The organism is Pontibacter sp. HJ8, from assembly GCF_054824225.1.
In genome coordinates this window covers 1-17,636 of sequence record NZ_JSYF01000035.1, presented here as the reverse complement: position 1 = coordinate 17,636, position 17,636 = coordinate 1, and the positions used below count along the sequence as shown (strand labels likewise).

The following is a 17,636-nucleotide window of genomic DNA, read 5'->3' as shown; positions in this document are numbered from 1 at the left end:
TTGAATGAGCGAATGAGTGATTGAGTGAATGTTTACAATCTAAAGTTTTGACTGAGCAAAGAGTTATTCTGCCTTTTTTGGTCTATACTACTAGCTATACCTTTTGCTTTTACAATATTCTGAATGAAGTAACACGAGTATAATATTCACACATTCGCTCATTCAAAATTCTAATCTGCCCGTAGCGCCTCAATCGGTTTGATCCGGGCGGCTTTCAGGGCCGGCATCAACCCGGCCAGGGCGCCTGAAATCACCAGCACCAGGGTAGCCGACAGCGCCACGCTGGGGTCAACCTCCGGGTTGGCAAAGAACGGTGCCTCCGTTCCCGACGATTCCATCATATACTCGAGGCCAGCCAGGATGCCCGTACCCGCCAGCAGGCCCAGGTAGCCCGAAAAAGCGGTGATCACGATCGACTCCTGCAGAATGAGGCTGACGATGGAAAAGGGCGTCGCTCCCAATGCTTTGCGTACCCCGATCTCGCGGGTGCGTTCCTTCACAATGATGAGCATGATGTTGCTCACGCCTACAATGCCGGCAATCAGCGTACCGATGCCCACGATCCAGACGAACATCCGGATCCCGTTGAACAGGCCCATTACTTTGAGAAATTCTTTTTCGGTGTTTTCTATCCCCAGCGCCATCTCATCTTCTTTCGAAAACTTGTGCCGCTGCGCCAGCAGGTTGCGCAGGCGGTCTTCCATGGCTTCCGCGCTCACGCCGGGCTCCGCTACCAGCGCCATCATCTGCACCTGGTTGGGTTGGTTAAAAGCCGTTTGCAGGGTTGAGAAAGGAATATATGCCCGTTCCTCGCGCCGGCTGCCGTTGTTACCACTCATTTTAAAGGTACCGACCACCTTAAAATAAATACCGCGGATGTTGACGTATTCGCCTATAGGATCTGCCTCCCCAAACAGTACCTTGCTGGCCAGTTCCCCGATGATCACCACTTTGCGCTTCTCACGCTCGTCGAACTCGTTCAGTAGGCGGCCACGGAACGGGCGTTCGCCGTTCAGTGCCAGGAACCCCGGTTCGGCCCCAAACACCTGGTAAGAACCATTCTGCTTTTTATAGTTGATGGTATATTCCCCCATTACACGGTTGCGGGGCGCCAGGATATCCACATCGTTTACATCCCGCTCGATGGCACCCAGGTCTTCGTTGGTAAACTTGATCTCGCGGCCCGGTGACATACCCTGGTGGGCAAGGGCAGTTTTGCCGGTAAAGACGTAAATACTATTCTTGGCGCCGGCACCGAAACGGTTGTACACGCCGTTTTCCAGCCCTTTGCCGGCTCCCAGCAGCAGCACCAGCATGAAGATGCCCCAGAACACCCCAAAGGCCGTCAGGAACGTACGCAGTTTGTTTTTCTGCATCGTGCCCAGTATCTCCTGCCATTTGTCTATATCGAACATCCTGTGTATGGCTGATTGTTGATTGCTACTTAGTTAACCGCTTAGCTTTTGGCAGCAACGGCTTCTGCTGCAGGTATGGCTTCCTTTTGCCCATGGTCATCGTCCACGATCAGGCCGTCTTTCAGGCGAATCACCCGGTGTGTTTGCGCGGCTATGTCGTTTTCGTGCGTCACGATCACTACCGTCATGCCTTTGCGGTTCACTTCCTTGAAAATATCCATCACCTCGTAGGAGGTTTGAGTATCGAGGGCACCGGTTGGTTCGTCGGCAAGTATCAGTTTGGGTTGCGAGATGAGTGCCCGGGCAATGGCTACACGCTGCTTCTGGCCACCCGACAACTCGTTTGGAGAATGCTCTGCCCAATCTTTTAACCCAACCCGATCGAGATATTCCAGCGCCAGCTTGTTGCGCTGCTTGCGGCCTACCTGCTGGTAGTAGAGCGGCAGAGCCACATTTTCCATGGCATTCTTAAACGAGAGCAGGTTGAAGGATTGAAACACAAAGCCCAGAAACTTATTGCGGTAATAGGCTGCCTTCGTGGCCGACAAGTTCCGGATCGGAGTGCCCGCCAGCGTGTATTCCCCGGCATCGTAATCATCCAGTATACCCAGTATGTTCAGCAGCGTAGATTTGCCCGAGCCGGAAGAGCCCATGATAGACACCAGTTCCCCTTCCCGCACATGCATATCGATCCCTTTGAGGACATGCAGTTTGTTATGCCCCATGGCATAATACTTATGTATGTTGTGTAAATGAATCATAGGCGGGAAACGAATGACAACAATTATATTCTACGCTAGTTTGCAATACAAGGTACTATATGCGTTAGATAATTTGATAAGTTTTATACCTACAACGCACGATTATCGACAAACGGCTCTTGTTTTACTACCAATCCATCCAAGTAACTAGTGACCTATAGCCAGGATTTAGCCAAAGCGTTCCTGCTATAAGTTAAAAACCAAACGAGTGGTATACCTGTTTTTGCCTGTTGGTATGGTATAGATGTCACTAACTAAGAGAAGGTTGCCTGAAGGAGAAGTTATTATTGTAAACGTAAGCAGCTGGCAGGAAGCACGTGCTGCGTAGAGGGATAAAAAACCAACACACCATACGTTTAGAAGTTTTAAGGTATAGCAGCTTGTTTACAGATTCACTAATTTTCTCTCTGGAAGGCGTAAAAGAATAGTATTTGTTACTAAAGATGATGTCGCTTCTTTTTACTCATGCATAAGAGTCCAGGGGTACAGGGGGCCATCAAATGTTACTGCGCAGCTATCGACCAGACATCCTTTTTCTAATGCATATACCTGAACTTCCCACGCCCATTCTCTTTCACCCACTCAAGCACCACCTGCTCTATATCCGGGAGTTTATCCGGCTGCATACATTCGCTGAAGAAGCAGACCTGAAGGCTGCCATCCGCACTATAGGTAGCTCGCAGCTGGACTTTTATACCGGGGATCTTACGGCACAGCAGATAGCGCAGGAAGTGATCGCTTATCTCGGAGAAAAAGAGCTCCTGACAGCTGAAGCTTACCGGCTATACCTTGCCGCAACAAAATCAGATTACAGCACCGTCCGGCTCTCTGACAACTCAGAATGGATTCTACGTTGGGGTATAGTGGCAGGCAGGTATGCGCATCTGCATCCGGGCCGGTATGCGCGCCATACCTTACGCGTAAAAGCCAACACCCTCAAAACAGCTGTAGCAACACGGATAGCAGCCAAGCGATCTGCAGGATCAGAAACAGACCTGCAACTGATAAACCAGGTGCGGGCGCTGTGGCTGGAGCTGCCACCTGTTCAGATACATGAAGCGAACGGAGGAATTGCCAGCTTACTCACCCTGCTGGGAGACTAGCCTTTGCTGCTCTTGTAAGCTTACCTCAAACAAAAGCTGCTTTGATTTTCGTGAAAGCAAACCAGCATAAAACCCGAACACAAAGGATCAGAAATGGAAAAATCTCCTACACAAAGAAAGCCACCTTGAAGAAGGTGGCTTTCTTTGTGTAGCGTATAGGTATGCTTAAATTACTTGCTTCTCTCCATCAAAGCTGACAGGTTTGCTTTCTGATTATTTAGCTGAGTATACTTAAAGTCGTCGCCCCCTTTGAAAGCAGCACCTTGGAGCTTCATTGGGTCCGCTAGCTTTGCATACTTGAAATTGGCCAGCCCGCCGAAAGTCGCTTTTTGGAAGTTCACGCCATCAGGAAATTTCGCATACTTGAAGTTGGCTTCTTTGCTGAAAGTTGCATTGCTGAAGTTTGCTGCACCAGGGAAGCTTACGTACTTGAAATTGGCTTCGCCGCCGAACGTGGCCCGGCTATAATCAGCGGGGTTGGAAAACTTGGTATACTTGAAATTCGCCTCATCTGAGAAACGGCTCCCGCTAAACGATGCCTGCCCTTTGAATTCAGCATATTTAAACTCACTCTTTTTTTCAAATACACAGTTTTCGAACCGAACATCCCGCTCAAAATTTGTATTGTATACTTCGTTAGACGAGTTATTTATATTCAGGGCTCCCTTATCGGGATTAAAGTAGGCCAGCACATCGCCCTTAAAAGTACAGTTTGTGAAAGTAAGGGGTGCCGTTACCGTACTGATGTGCTCCTGGGTGCTGTACTTATCAGACTTATCCTTCTTCAGCTTCATGTTCTGCAACTTGGTCATGTCCAGGTCGCCTACGATCTCGGCATTTTTGTAAGAAACGGTCTCCCCACGGTTTATTTTGGCCAGAACTTCTGACGCATTGACCTTGGTCTGAGCCCAGGACAGAAGCGGCAACATCAGCAAAAGAAAGAGTAGCTGTACTTTTTTCATCGGAATATCTGCTTAAGGTTAGAGGATATGTTTTTATTGATTCCTGACCTAAAGATGAGAGCCGAAGCAGAAAGGTTGCCTCACGGAAAAATATTATACTGCTGGGTATACCCGGCACTGGTCCGGGCCGTGAGCAGGCAGGTATAGCTATACCTGCGCAGGCCAACAAGCCGGACTATTCCTCCAGCAACTGCACCACCACTTTGGCGACTATCCAATAAGAAAAGAAACTGAACAGGAAAACCATGCAGAAGATCATGGCGGCCTCCAAAACATCTGCGCCGATGCTGCCGCCGGTATAGCCTGCCAGAAGAAGGGGAAGAAAAAAGCCAAATGCAAAAATCAATCTGATCGTTTTTCCGGAGAGGTGCTTCAGCTTTTCCATGGTAGCGCTATATTTATTTATTCATATTCAGGTATAACGTAAAAGCTCCCCCATCGGTTTGGATCAATATATAACACTATAAAAGAAAAAGGCACCACCCTTGCAGGATGATGCCTCTGTATGATTTACTCAAAATGCTACCTAGATATGAAGCGCACGGTTATCTGTCGCAGCTAAACAGGCTTCTTTCATAGCTTCGGCATAGGTCGGATGTGCGTGGCTCATGCGGGCAACATCCTCGGCAGAAGCACGGAACTCCATTGCAGTTACAGCTTCTGCGATCAGGTCGGCTATACGCGGCCCGATCATGTGCACGCCCAGAATCTCATCGGTTTCCTTGTCGGCCAGTACCTTCACAAAACCGTCGGTGTCCATAGACGCTTTGGCGCGGCCGGAGGCTTTGAACGGGAATGAACCGGTTTTGAAAGCTCTTCCCTGCTCCTTCAGCTGCTCTTCGGTAAAACCAACACCCGCTACTTCCGGCCAGGTATAGACCACACCCGGGATGAGGTTATAGTTGATGTGCGGCTTCTGCCCTACGATCTGCTCGGCTACCAGCACACCTTCTTCCTCGGCTTTGTGCGCCAGCATAGCGCCGCGCACCACGTCACCAATGGCGTAAATGCCAGGTACGTTCGTTTCCAGGTGGTCATTCACAGCGATCATGCCGCGCTCGCCCAGCTGCACACCCGCGTTCTCCAGACCAAGGCCTTCGGTGTAGGGCTTGCGGCCAACCGATACCAGCACGTAGTCGCCGTCAAATGTTACAACTTCACCCTTCGGATTTTCAGCCGTTACTTTCACCGCTTCGCCTTCATTGGTGGCGCCGGTTACCTTGTGGTTGAAGAAGAATTCGAACCCAAGTGTTTTCTTCAAGATGCGCTGCAGTTCTTTGCCCAGCGACCGGTCCATGGTCGGGATAATGGAATCCAGGTACTCCACCACCTGTACTTTTGTACCCAGACGCGCATACACCGAACCCAATTCCAGGCCGATCACGCCACCGCCGATCACGATCATTTTCTTCGGAACTTCTGTCAGCTCCAATGCTTCTGTCGATGTGATGATGCGCTTCTTGTCGATTGGTAAGAAGGGCAGTGAGGTTGGCTTTGAACCGGTCGCGATGATGGTCTTATCGGTCTCGATCTCCTGCACGTTTCCGTCTGTACCTGTTACCTGTATCTTATTTTTACTCACAAAGGAGCCAAGACCAAAGTACGTATCGATCTTGTTCTTCTTCATCAGGAAGGCGATGCCGTCGTTATTGGACGTCACTACACCTGCTTTGCGGGTGATCATCTGCTGGATGTTTACCTGCAGGTTTTCCAGTTCGATGCCGTGCTCCTTGAAGGTATGGGCCGCATTGTGAAAGTGCTCAGACGAATCCAGCAGCGCTTTGGAAGGGATACAGCCTACGTTGAGGCAGGTACCGCCTAATACATTGTACTTTTCAATAATGGCAGTCTTGAGCCCTAGTTGCGCGCAACGGATCGCTGCCACATACCCACCAGGACCAGAACCGATTACGGTTACATCGTATTTCATTGTCTTATACTTTTGAGAGCCAGGCTCTCGGTTTGCATTTGATTTCTCTGCTTTTGTAAACCCACCCCTGCCCCTCCCGAGAGGGGATTTTCTGCAGTACCCTAATTCCCCTCCCTGGAGGGGTTAGGGTGGGTATTCATCCTGTGAGATTACAATAAAAAGGAGGAGCAAACTTTGCCGCTTACCCCTCCTTCCTTATCTCAATAAATTATACGCCTAACAGCAATCTCATCGGATCTTCGAGCAGCTCCTTCACGCGTACCAGGAAGCTTACCGACTCACGGCCATCGATGATGCGGTGGTCGTAGGAAAGAGCCAGGTACATCATCGGGCGAATCTCTACTTGTCCGTTGACAGCAACCGGGCGCTGCACGATGTTGTGCATACCCAGTATAGCCGATTGCGGCGCATTGATGATCGGGGTAGACATCATTGAACCGAACACACCACCGTTGGTGATAGTGAACGTACCACCTGTCATCTCCTCGATCGACAATTTACCGTCACGTGCTTTCTTAGCCAGACGGATAACTTCTTTTTCAATGCCGTCCAGCGATAACTGCTCTGCATTCCGGATGACCGGAACTACCAGACCTTTCGGAGAAGAAACGGCAATGGAGATATCACAGAAATCATTGAAGATCATGTCATTGCCATCGATCTGTGCATTCACAGCCGGCCACTCCTGCAGGGCGACGGTACATGCCTTGGTGAAGAAGGACATAAAGCCCAGTCCTACTTCGTGCTTCTCCTTGAACTTGTCTTTGTACTTGGCGCGGATGTCCATGATCGGCTTCATGTCTACCTCGTTGAAGGTAGTGAGCATGGCCGTTTCGTTTTTCACCTGTACAAGACGGCGGGCCACTGTCTTGCGCAGTGAACTCATTTTCTCACGACGCTGGTTGCGCTCACCGGCTACAGCAGGGGCAGCAGTCGCCTCTTGCCTGGCAACCGGAGCCGCGGCAGGGGCAGCAGCAGGCTGTGCAGCTGGTCTTGTTTGTGCGTTTTGCGCGTCGTCTTTGGTGATGCGACCATCACGCCCTGAACCTTGCACATCAGCAGCGTTGATGCCTTTCTCTGAAAGAATTTTGCCTGCAGCCGGCGATGGGGTGCCGGAAGCATAGGTCTGAGCGCCTGATGGAGCAGCGGTAGCAGGTTGTGCAGCCTGCTGTGCGGCAGGAGCGCCTGGCTGAGTGGCTGCTTTTGCAGCGCCCGCGCCAGTACCCGCCACGATGCGGCAAAGTAAGCCACCGATCTCAACGGTATCGCCTTGCTGGGCTACGATCTGCAGGGTTCCGGCAGCCTCGGCTGGCAGTTCAAACGTGGCTTTATCTGATTCCAATTCTGCGATCACTTCGTCCCTTTCGACACGGTCTCCGTCGCTCTTCAGCCAGCTGGCAATCGTTACTTCTGTAATCGACTCGCCTACCGTTGGAACTCTCATTTCTATTGTTTCGCCGGCACCTTGCGCATCAGGGGCTGCAGGGGCCGGAGCAGCAGCTTCCTGAGCAACAGGAGCCGATGCTGCCGCAGCTGGCGCAGCGGGTGCGCTGGTTGCTGCACCATTTTGCTCGATGCGGCAGATCGTAGCGCCTACCTCAATGGTATCACCTTCCTGCGCAACAATACGTAAAATGCCTGCAGCTTCGGCTGGCAGTTCAAATGTGGCTTTATCAGATTCCAGCTCAGCTATCACCTCATCCATCTCCACACGATCGCCGTCTTTCTTTAGCCACTGGGCTATGGTTACCTCGGTGATCGACTCACCTACAGCAGGCACTTTAACTTCTAAGCTCATATTTTTTTATCAATTATGAATTACGAATTATGACTTACGAATGAGCAGGTACAAAAGCCTAAATCGCTTTGGATTCCCCCTTATACCCGCCCATCCATTTAGATTGCGAACGCGCGTTCAACGAGCTCTTGCTGCTCTTTGGCGTGTATCTTGTTGTAGCCTGTGGCAGGTGAGGCACTGGCTTTACGGGCCACTACATCTTCTACGCCGTTGCGCAGGATACGCAGGATGTACATCCAGCCGCCCATGTTCTCAGGCTCTTCCTGTACCCAGTATACCTTCGCGTTCTTATACTTGCTGAGTTCTGCCTCTAACTGTACTTTCGGGAATGGCGCCAGCTGTTCCATACGGATGATGGCCACATCTTTGCGCTTGTTCTTCTGCTGTTCTTCCAGCAGGTCGAAGTATACCTTGCCGGTGCAAAGCAGTATTTTCTTCACAGACTTGGCCGAAGCATACCCATCTCCGATCACTTCCCGGAAGCTGCCTTTCGTGAACTCGGAAACCGGAGAAACCACATTCGGGTGACGCAGCAGGGATTTGGGCGCCATGTTGATAGCAGGCTTACGGAATGGCAAGGCCAGCTGACGACGCAGAAAGTGGAAGAAGTTAGACGGCGTTGTTATATTTGTCACGAACATGTTGTTCTCAGCTGCCAGCTGCAGGAAGCGTTCAGGTCGGGCATTGGAGTGCTCCGGTCCCTGTCCTTCGTAGCCATGCGGCAACAACATGACCACACCGTTCATACGCTGCCACTTCGACTCGGTAGCTGCAATGAACTGGTCGATCATCACCTGCGCTCCATTGGCGAAGTCACCAAACTGAGCCTCCCAGATGACCAAAGCATTCGGGTTAGCCATCGCATAGCCAAACTCAAAGCCCAGGACGCCATACTCCGAAAGCAGGGAGTTGTAAATTTCCAGTTTTACCTGGTTTTCCTGTATGTAGTTCAGGTTCGAATACGGAGCGCTGGTATTGGCATCGCGCAACACGGCATGCCGGTGCGAGAAAGTACCACGCTGCACGTCCTGACCGCTTAAGCGCACGACTTTTCCTTCTGCCAAGATAGACCCGTAGGCCAGCAATTCGGCAGCAGCCCAGTTCAGCTGGCGGCTTTCGAAGAACATTTCCTTCCGCTCCTTCAGCAACTTCTCGATCTGCTTGAGCGGCTTGAAGCCTTGCGGAACATTGGAAAGCGCCTCTCCTACCTTGGCCACAATTTCTTCCGGAATGCCGGTCTCGGGAGACTGGTTGAAATCTTCCGGCTTGGAACGGCGCAGCTCCTGCCATTCCTTTTCCAAGGACTGGTAGTTATAAGGCAATGGCTTTTGCTTCACCATGTCCAGGCGATCCTGCAGCAACTGCCGGAATTCCTTGTCCATGTTCAGGGCCAGCTCAGCACTTATATCACCGTGGCTGATCAGCTCTTTGTTGTATACCTCTCTCGGGTTAGGGTGCTTGGAGATCAGGTTGTAAAGATGGGGTTGCGTGAACTTCGGCTCATCGGCCTCGTTGTGCCCGTGGCGACGGTAGCATACCATGTCAATGAAGATGTCGTTGCCGAACATCTGACGGTACTCGGTTGCCAGACGCACGGCAAACACCACAGCTTCCGGATCGTCGCCGTTCACGTGCAGCACGGGTGCGTCGATGATCTTGGCCACATCGGTACAATAGATCGAAGAGCGGGCGTCCTCAAAATCAGTGGTAAAACCTACCTGGTTGTTGATCACAAAGTGGATCGTACCGCCGGTCTGGTAGCCTGTCAGCTTGGCCATCTGCGTTACTTCATACACGATACCCTGGCCGGCCACAGCAGCGTCACCGTGGATCAGGATCGGCACGATCTTACGAGGATCGCGCTCATACATGCAGTCGATCTTGGCACGCACAAAACCTTCTACCACCGGGTTCACCGCTTCCAGGTGCGAGGGGTTGGGAGCCAGTTTCAGATTAACCTTATTCCCGGATGGCGTATCGACCTCAGAGGAGAAGCCCATGTGGTACTTCACGTCCCCGTCACCCATGGTCAGGTCCGGCACAGCTGTACCTTCAAATTCAGAGAAGATCTGCTCATAGGTTTTGCCCATGATGTTGGCCAGCACGTTCAGGCGGCCACGGTGTGCCATACCTATTACGACTTCCTGTGCACCCAGTTCAGATGCCTTGTCGATGATGGCGTCGAGCGCAGGTATAGTGGTTTCGCCACCTTCGAGCGAGAAACGCTTCTGCCCCAGAAACTTCGTGTGCAGGAAATTCTCAAACACAACCGCCTCGTTCAGCTTGGAAAGGATCCGCTTCTTGTATTCTATACCTGGGTTGAAGTTCAGGGACTCGTTTTCTATTTTATTCTGAAGCCACTGCAGCACTTCCGGGTTACGGATGTACATGTACTCGTAGCCGATAGGGCCTTCATATATCTTTTGTACTGCGGATACAATGTCACGCAGTTTGGAAGGGCCGATGCCGATTATTTCCCCAACCTGGAAGACCGTATCCAGATCGGATTCAGAAAGACCAAAATCTTTCAGGTCCAGCATTGCCTTGCGGTCTTTGCGCTCACGCACCGGGTTGGTCTTGGAGCGAAGATGGCCACGGCTGCGGTAAGCGTATATAAAATTGCGAACCGCAACTTCTTTATCGGACTCCCCGGCTACAGCGGGAGCCTTGGCAGGTGCAGCTACAACTGCGCCATCCGTTTCATGCCCGTTTTCGTTGTAGGCGGTAGAGAAGTCATAGCCTTCGAAGAATTTGCGCCATCCGAAGTCTACCGACTCAGGATCCTGCTGATAAGCTTTGTATAACTCATCAATATAAGCCCCGTGCGCATTTGCGATGTAGGTATATTTATCCATAATTAGGTTTACGGCTGTGTGTAAAGGCAAAGTTAAGAGTATTTACAATAAATCAAACTTTATGCATTCGCATAAGCAAATACTCCTCTTTATCAACCGTATACCTGCAACAATATAAGACAATCCATATACATTAGCATTTTTCTAAAGCCCTAAGAAGTCATCTGCTCGAGTAGACATTGCAGTGCTGCATAGTTCCGCAAAAAAACAGGATCAAAGGCGGAAAAGAGCAGTTTCGGGAAGGATAGCGAGGCTTACATAACAGAAGAAGACAGAAGCCGCTATTTATAAGGTACTCTTTGATAGAGTAGGCTGCAAAATGCATGTTACTTTTACACAGCACTTTACACTTCTATCCATACTAAAACAGCCTGTGTTTGATTTAAAACAAAGAAAAGCCTATACCTTCCCTTCAACCCGGGTGTTACTTTGGCTCATAAAGTTTCCTTTGCTTAGGCTAATACTCTAACTAATTTCATATCATACAGTTAGCACGGATCGGAGCATACCTGGTAGTAGCAGTTAGACAGCCCCATCAGGCAAGAGTATACCTGTAAACGCTGCAGCTTTTGGATTTAGTGCTGGTTGATGAAGTCTGGAAAAATGTGGAGTTTATGTATAGCAAACTATTGGAGGATTTATCAGGGGCAATCGGAGCCCGGCGTCTCATTCAGTTGAGCTACGAAAACAAAATTCTGGTAGTGGAGCCTCACCTGGTCGGCAAAAACAAGGCTGATGAAGACTGCCTCTATGGCTGGATCAGCGTCGGCGTAGAACCTCACAAGGCAGAGACAGGCTGGAGGGTTTTTCTGCTGAAAAATATAAGCCACTTTAAACTGCTCGAGAAATCCTTCTCTAAAGCACGCCCCGGGTATGACCCCTATGATAACCGGATGAACCGCATCTACTACAGGTTCTGATCTTACGCGCAGCCCTTCCGCACAATCTTTCATTCCCATCCCTGCATCAGCCAGATTACTTAGATTAGCTTTGTGCTTCCAGTCCCGGAACTGCACCTGGAGTTTCTGTTGCTCTAATGCTATTGCTTGACTAAAATATAGCGTGTTGTAACTATAGGCATGGATTAAAGTATTATCTTCAATAGCTTATCAATCAACACCTACTATGAAAAAGAATATTGCCTATGCGGCACTGCTCGGCCTACTGGCTTTCGCCTGTACCGAAAGCTCCCGGGAAGTAGCCGAAACGGAAGAGAAAGAACAGGTAGCAGAAAACGACAGCACCAACCTGCAACCGGCCCTGCAAAGTATAAATGCAAGTGATCTTCTGAAGCATACCAAGGTACTGGCATCCGACGCTTTTGAAGGGCGTGGCCCCGGTACTGCCGGAGAGGACTCCACTGTCAACTACCTTACCCGTGAATTCAAGCGCCTGGGGTTACAGCCCGGCAATCCGGATGGCACCTTTGTCCAGAAGGTACCTATGTTTGGTTTCACAGCCCAGCCGAAGGCATCTTTCACAGCCGGGGGCAAGACCATCAACCTGAGTTTTCCCAATGACTATGTTGCCGTATCCCGTCGCTTTGTGCAGGATGTCAATGTGAACAATTCGGACATAGTCTTTGTGGGCTATGGCATCGTGGCCCCGGAGTATGGCTGGGATGACTACAAAGGCCTGGATGTAAAAGGCAAAACGATCGTGATGCTCATCAATGATCCGCCTATCCCGAGCCCGAACAATCCGGACCAGCTCGATAGCACCATGTTTGGAGGTAAAGCCATGACCTATTATGGACGCTGGACTTATAAGTATGAGATAGCGGCCGAAAAGGGAGCCGCAGCTGCCATTATCATCCATGAGACTGGCCCGGCAGGCTATCCTTATGAAGTAGTCTCCGGCAGCTGGGGCCGCGAAAACTTTGACATCAGCAATCCGGACAAAAATATGGGCCTCCTTGCCGTTGAATCCTGGATAACTGATAGCAAAGCGAAAGAACTTTTCACCGCTGCCGGTACTAATTTTGACCAGCTGAAGAATGCAGCCAGACAGAAAGGATTCAAGCCTGTTCCCCTGAAAGCAAAGGCTAATTTTACGATTAAGAACCAACTGCGCGAGATTGAGTCCCGCAATGTGATCGCGAAGCTGGAAGGCTCTGACCCGGAGCTAAAAGACGAGTACATCATCTATACCGCTCACTGGGACCATTTGGGCAAGGATAACAAACTGAAGGGAGATCAGATCTACAACGGTGCGATGGACAATGCCAGTGGCACAGCCGGCCTTATCGAACTGGCCAAAGCTTTTGCTGCATTGTCTGAGAAGCCAAAGCGTTCTATTCTCTTCCTGGCCGTGACAGCGGAAGAGAAAGGTCTGCTGGGTTCCAAGTATTACGCTACCAACCCACTCTACCCGCTCAACAAGACACTGGCCAACATCAACATGGATGTGCTCAATGCTTATGGCCCTACAGAAGACGTCGTGGTGATCGGGTATGGCAACTCGACGCTGGAGGAAATACTGGCCCAGGCAGCCCATTCGCAAAACAGGCATATTGTACCGGAGTCCTCCCCAGAAAAAGGCTCCTTCTACCGTTCCGACCATTTTGAGTTTGCCAAGCAGGGGGTGCCGGCGCTATACGCCAAGTCCGGTGTCATAGGTCGTGGTCAGCCGGCTGACTTTATTACCAAGAAGCAGGAACAGTATACGGCTGCTGATTATCATAAAGTAAGTGACGAGGTGCGGGATGACTGGAATCTGGACGGAGCAATTGAAGACCTGCAGCTGTTCTTCCGGGTGGGCTATCGGGTGGCAAACGGCGCTACTTCTCCGGAGTGGAAAGAAGGCACTGAGTTTAAAGCCCGCCGCGATTCCATGCTGTCTGCCACCAGGCAATAGTTTATACCTAGCTACTTTGAAACAGCCTCCTGCTATACCCAAAGCAGGAGGCTGTTTTTATTTCATCATGCTACCTTCCTATACCTGACCTATACCTGAGTTGAGTCAATTCATCAAAGCGGACAAACATGCAAGCAAGACAAGCGTCGCAGTGCGTACCGACTTACGCTACAAAGCTGAATCAGCTTAAAAAAGTGCTAGTCAAAACTGTTTTAGCAGGAACGCATGGCTGGATATTTGAAATCGCAAGCAGTCATTCCTTCGTAAAATTATATCCTTCACCCACTGTTTTAATTCGTTCACCTAAGAAATAGATAATTTTTTAGTATCCCCTGGGTTACCTAACCGTATAAGCGGTATAAACAAGTACAAATTTCTTGTTTCATCAAATATAGAAAATTATGAAAAAGACAATAAAATTAGCTTTCGCAGCATTTGCATTCTTTGCCTTTACAGCCTGCGGTACTGATAATAATACAGCTACTGAAACTGATACTGTCGACGAAGTAGAAACTGACACGAATATGGATACAGACATGGACACTGACACCACTACCGTTCAGGATACTACCGTGAATGATGGTGTGGTGGATGATATCCCGGAAGAGAAACCAGTACAGTAATACATACAGATCACTCATGCAAGAGGTCTCTGTCATTCGTGGCAGAGACCTCTTTTTTTAGCTTGCCCCTGTGTATATGTGGTATAGGACAAGGATCGTACACAAAGAAAAAGCGGCAGAAGATGCGGATATGGCTTAATACTTATTTAAATTTAGCCAATGGAAAAATTACCTTTAACAGAGGATGGTGTCGCTATTGTAGTCATAGCATCTGATGAAGCATTACGTGAAGCGGCAACGCACTTGCAACATTGCCCTGAGCTCGCCCTTGATCTGGAGTTCGATCAAAACCGCTATACCTATGGTTTTAATCTCTGCCTTATTCAGATAGCTGACGGTAAAGGCACCTGCTATATCATTGATCCGCTTTTCATTCAAGATCTGAGCCCGTTTTTTGAGCTGATCGAGAACCCGGCGATCATCAAGATCATCCATCACTCTAATAACGACATCCTGCTCCTCAACAAGCTAGGTTGTCAGATAAGAGGTATAGTAGATACGGATGTGGCAGCCAAGATACTTAACTATGAGCGTTCTTCGCTGGCCACTGTTCTCAAAGAGGAATTTGACAAGGAAATAGACAAGTCGCAGCAGTCCAGTAACTGGAACAAACGGCCCCTTTCCGAAGAGCAGCTGCGCTATGCCGCTATCGATGTCATATACCTGCATAAGATAAAGGCAAAGCTGCTGGAGGAAATCGAGCGGCAGGGACGCATGCACTGGCTGGAGGAGGAAAACCACTTGCTGGAGCAGCTCCGGTATACCGAACCTGAAAACCCGCACCTCAGGCTCCGCCACGCTTTTCGCCTGAATTACTACCAGCAGTACATTCTCAAGGCGCTGTTTGCGTTCCGGGATGAGATGGCCCAGCAGTTCAACAAGCCTTCCCCTTTCGTTATACCCAATGACGCCCTGGTGGAACTGGCCAACAATGCCAATACGGATATACATGAATGGCTGAACCATACCCGAGGTATACATGGTAGCCTGAAGAAACCCAAGAATGAGCGCCTGTTAGAAGAGGCTTTGCAAAATGCCAAGCTAGCTGCCAAAGAGAATAATATCAGCCACGATTATCCGGAGCATCGCTTCCACAGGCCCATGCGGACGCCAGAAACAGAGCGACGCAAAGAGCAGCTGACTGAGGTGCAAAAACATATTATGGAGCAGTACGGAGAATACGCATCCAAACTCATCATCAACCAAAGCCTGATAACAGATTTCAGTCAAAGCGGGAGGTTGCGCTATACTAAAAAATATGCGACGGATATCGTATTACAAACTGCTCAGGAAATGGGTATGGCTATACCTCTCCTGGCACCGACTGATCCCAATAATCAACTAAACTAACTTACATCCTCCACCGAAAACGACTATACCTGATCATGCATGCATTTAGAAGAGAACATGACTTTCTGGGAGAAAAAGACATCCCTAATGAAGTTTATTATGGTATTCAAACCTTAAGAGCCTTAGAAAACTTTCATATCACGGGTATACCGATCTCGAAGGAGCCGTTGTTTATCAAAGCTTTTGCTTACGTTAAGAAAGCAGCTGCCCTGGCCAATGAGCAATGTGGTGTACTGAACCGCGAAGTAACGGATGCGATCTGCTTTGCCTGCGATAGGTTGATTGCCGGCGAGTATCTGGATCAGTTCGTAACGGATATGATTCAGGGTGGAGCAGGCACTTCTGTTAACATGAACGTGAATGAGGTGATTGCCAACATCGGCCTTGAATATTTGGGACATGCAAAAGGCATGTATCACTTCCTGCACCCGAATAATCATGTGAACTGCTCTCAATCCACGAACGACGCTTACCCTACAGCTTTCCGACTGGCTTTGTATTGGAAAATTCAGAGTTTTAAGCAAAGCCTGGAGGCCTTGCAAAAGTCTTTTGCTGCCAAAGGAGAGGAATTCAAAGTCGTATTGAAAATGGGTCGCACCCAGCTTCAGGATGCTGTTCCGATGACATTAGGCGCCGAGTTCAAAGGTTTCTCTACAACTATCAGAGAAGACATTCAACGCCTGGATGAAGTGAAGATGCTCATCTGTGAGATCAATATGGGGGCAACTGCTATTGGTACTTCCATCAATGCCCCGGAAGGATATCCTCAGATTGTAACGAATATATTAAGAGAACTCACACAAGTACCCGTTGTGCTGGCTGAAGATCTGATAGAAGCTACCTGTGACACGGGTGCCTATGTACAGGTATCGGGTGTGATGAAGCGATGTGCGGTCAAGGTCTCCAAGATTTGCAATGACCTTCGCCTGTTATCTTCTGGCCCAAGAGCAGGCCTCAATGAGATCAATTTGCCCCGCATGCAACCCGGCTCTTCGATCATGCCAGGCAAAGTGAATCCTGTTATACCTGAAGTGGTTAACCAGACCGCTTACTTTGTAATAGGAGCTGACATGACCATCACCATGGCTGCAGAATCCGGCCAGCTCCAATTGAATGTGATGGAACCTGTGATAGCCTTCAGCCTTTTCAGCTCGCTTACTTATCTGGAGAATGCCTGCTATACCTTGCAATCTAAATGCATAGACGGGATAACAGCGAACGTAGAGATCTGTAAGAACATGGTTATGAATAGCATTGGAATTGTTACGTCACTCAATCCGATTCTAGGCTACGAAGAAGCATCTTCGATCGCGAAGGAAGCACTAGCCACCGGTAAGTCTATTCATGAAATAACTGTTTTGGAACGCAAGAGAATCACCCAGGCAAAGTGGGAGGAAATCTTCTCCATGGATAACCTGATCAACCCGAAGTTCATTAACTTCTGATCTATACAATTAAGCTAAACAGAAAAGGCTCCTTATTATTTAAGGAGCCTTTTCTGTTTGGTACTGATTTTATTAATAGGATTGTGCCTTCATACAGGTATAAAGAGATTTTTCCAAAGGTTGCTGCTTCAATGGCTTCCCGCTGACAAATCTTACCTACTATCTATTTATCGAGCTAGGAAGACAGTGCTGTTAAAGCAGCTATCATGACTACTTCCTCACACACCTCTACTTAATTGTAAGAGAGCAAATAGAAGAGCTTCTCTTTCTCTTCAATCCATCCAGAATGGTTAGCAGCACGTTTTGCTGGCAGCCAGTTTGTACCTATAAGAAAGCTACTAAGGATTGCTGCATTATACCTTTTCTCTTCCTATTAATGCTTCTCTCTGCTTTTGTATTTACTGCCCTACGATCACCCTGCGCTCTTAATACACCTCCTATATACCTCTACCAGCCCCGCTTCCGTTCTGATCATCAACGTCTTCCCGGACCAGGGGTGGAGGGTGGCTATAAACGGCAACACCCCTTGCCGTTGGGG

The 17,636-nt window shown here is 49.3% G+C and carries 13 protein-coding genes; 6 read left to right on the top strand and 7 right to left on the bottom strand.

Translation table 11 applies throughout. The annotated features are described in order from the left end of the window. Nucleotides 1-170: 170 nt before the first annotated feature. Nucleotides 171-1,415, bottom strand: a complete 1,245-nt coding sequence (locus tag OB13_RS01865) for an ABC transporter permease (protein WP_461488442.1) — start codon at nucleotides 1,413-1,415, stop codon at nucleotides 171-173. A 41-nt stretch (nucleotides 1,416-1,456) separates the two neighbouring features. Beyond that, nucleotides 1,457-2,176 carry an ABC transporter ATP-binding protein gene (locus tag OB13_RS01860; RefSeq protein WP_461488441.1) on the bottom strand — a complete coding sequence of 240 codons (720 nt, stop codon included), beginning with the start codon at nucleotides 2,174-2,176 and terminating at the stop codon, nucleotides 1,457-1,459. 539 nt (nucleotides 2,177-2,715) lie between these two features. Between OB13_RS01860 and OB13_RS01855 the strand changes: the two genes are divergently transcribed. Then, nucleotides 2,716-3,279, top strand: coding sequence for a hypothetical protein (locus OB13_RS01855; RefSeq protein ID WP_461488440.1), 564 nt, complete (start codon nucleotides 2,716-2,718; stop codon nucleotides 3,277-3,279). Between the two features lie 170 nt (nucleotides 3,280-3,449). Here OB13_RS01855 and OB13_RS01850 read toward each other — a convergent pair whose 3' ends face one another. The 5 genes from OB13_RS01850 to OB13_RS01830 all read right to left on the bottom strand — a co-directional run bounded on the left by OB13_RS01850 (nucleotide 3,450) and on the right by OB13_RS01830 (nucleotide 10,824). Beyond that, on the bottom strand, nucleotides 3,450-4,241 hold the full coding sequence (locus tag OB13_RS01850; RefSeq protein WP_461488439.1) for a pentapeptide repeat-containing protein: 792 nt from the start codon (nucleotides 4,239-4,241) through the stop codon (nucleotides 3,450-3,452). A gap of 175 nt (nucleotides 4,242-4,416) precedes the next feature. Further along, complete coding sequence (locus OB13_RS01845; RefSeq protein ID WP_461488438.1) at nucleotides 4,417-4,626, bottom strand: hypothetical protein; 210 nt, start codon at nucleotides 4,624-4,626, stop codon at nucleotides 4,417-4,419. Nucleotides 4,627-4,767: 141 nt separating this feature from the next. Then, a complete protein-coding gene (gene lpdA / locus OB13_RS01840) occupies nucleotides 4,768-6,171 on the bottom strand; it encodes a dihydrolipoyl dehydrogenase (protein ID WP_461488437.1) in 1,404 nt (467 codons plus the stop codon). Between the two features lie 208 nt (nucleotides 6,172-6,379). After that, nucleotides 6,380-7,969 (bottom strand): 2-oxoglutarate dehydrogenase complex dihydrolipoyllysine-residue succinyltransferase, encoded by a 1,590-nt coding sequence (gene odhB / locus OB13_RS01835; RefSeq protein WP_461488436.1) that lies wholly within the window; start codon nucleotides 7,967-7,969, stop codon nucleotides 6,380-6,382. Nucleotides 7,970-8,067: 98 nt separating this feature from the next. Then, a complete protein-coding gene (locus OB13_RS01830; RefSeq protein ID WP_461488435.1) occupies nucleotides 8,068-10,824 on the bottom strand; it encodes a 2-oxoglutarate dehydrogenase E1 component in 2,757 nt (918 codons plus the stop codon). Between the two features lie 569 nt (nucleotides 10,825-11,393). On the opposite strand from OB13_RS01830, the gene OB13_RS01825 reads away from it, so the two are divergent. The 5 genes from OB13_RS01825 (at nucleotide 11,394) to aspA (ending at nucleotide 17,098) form a co-directional block, all read left to right on the top strand. Continuing rightward, complete coding sequence (locus OB13_RS01825; protein WP_461488434.1) at nucleotides 11,394-11,744, top strand: hypothetical protein; 351 nt, start codon at nucleotides 11,394-11,396, stop codon at nucleotides 11,742-11,744. 205 nt (nucleotides 11,745-11,949) lie between these two features. Then, nucleotides 11,950-13,680: a M28 family metallopeptidase gene (locus OB13_RS01820; protein WP_461488433.1), complete on the top strand. Its 1,731-nt coding sequence runs from the start codon at nucleotides 11,950-11,952 to the stop codon at nucleotides 13,678-13,680. A gap of 401 nt (nucleotides 13,681-14,081) precedes the next feature. Next, on the top strand, nucleotides 14,082-14,303 hold the full coding sequence (locus OB13_RS01815) for a hypothetical protein (RefSeq protein WP_461488432.1): 222 nt from the start codon (nucleotides 14,082-14,084) through the stop codon (nucleotides 14,301-14,303). A 159-nt stretch (nucleotides 14,304-14,462) separates the two neighbouring features. Beyond that, nucleotides 14,463-15,653: a ribonuclease D gene (locus OB13_RS01810; protein ID WP_461488431.1), complete on the top strand. Its 1,191-nt coding sequence runs from the start codon at nucleotides 14,463-14,465 to the stop codon at nucleotides 15,651-15,653. Nucleotides 15,654-15,688: 35 nt separating this feature from the next. Next, the gene (aspA, locus tag OB13_RS01805) at nucleotides 15,689-17,098 is read left to right on the top strand and encodes an aspartate ammonia-lyase (protein WP_461488430.1); all 1,410 of its coding nucleotides are present in this window, start codon (nucleotides 15,689-15,691) and stop codon (nucleotides 17,096-17,098) included. Nucleotides 17,099-17,636: the final 538 nt, after the last annotated feature.

What these genes read in the sequence shown, in the direction of transcription:
- OB13_RS01810 (WP_461488431.1), top strand. Translation starts at nt 14,463, where the DNA reads ATGGAAAAATTACCTTTAACAGAGGATGGTGTCGCTATTGTAGTCATA.
- lpdA (WP_461488437.1), bottom strand. Translation starts at nt 6,171, where the DNA reads ATGAAATACGATGTAACCGTAATCGGTTCTGGTCCTGGTGGGTATGTG.
- OB13_RS01815 (WP_461488432.1), top strand. Translation starts at nt 14,082, where the DNA reads ATGAAAAAGACAATAAAATTAGCTTTCGCAGCATTTGCATTCTTTGCC.
- OB13_RS01820 (WP_461488433.1), top strand. Translation starts at nt 11,950, where the DNA reads ATGAAAAAGAATATTGCCTATGCGGCACTGCTCGGCCTACTGGCTTTC.
- OB13_RS01830 (WP_461488435.1), bottom strand. Translation starts at nt 10,824, where the DNA reads ATGGATAAATATACCTACATCGCAAATGCGCACGGGGCTTATATTGAT.
- odhB (WP_461488436.1), bottom strand. Translation starts at nt 7,969, where the DNA reads ATGAGCTTAGAAGTTAAAGTGCCTGCTGTAGGTGAGTCGATCACCGAG.
- OB13_RS01855 (WP_461488440.1), top strand. Translation starts at nt 2,716, where the DNA reads ATGCATATACCTGAACTTCCCACGCCCATTCTCTTTCACCCACTCAAG.
- OB13_RS01845 (WP_461488438.1), bottom strand. Translation starts at nt 4,626, where the DNA reads ATGGAAAAGCTGAAGCACCTCTCCGGAAAAACGATCAGATTGATTTTT.
- OB13_RS01850 (WP_461488439.1), bottom strand. Translation starts at nt 4,241, where the DNA reads ATGAAAAAAGTACAGCTACTCTTTCTTTTGCTGATGTTGCCGCTTCTG.
- aspA (WP_461488430.1), top strand. Translation starts at nt 15,689, where the DNA reads ATGCATGCATTTAGAAGAGAACATGACTTTCTGGGAGAAAAAGACATC.
- OB13_RS01860 (WP_461488441.1), bottom strand. Translation starts at nt 2,176, where the DNA reads ATGATTCATTTACACAACATACATAAGTATTATGCCATGGGGCATAAC.
- OB13_RS01865 (WP_461488442.1), bottom strand. Translation starts at nt 1,415, where the DNA reads ATGTTCGATATAGACAAATGGCAGGAGATACTGGGCACGATGCAGAAA.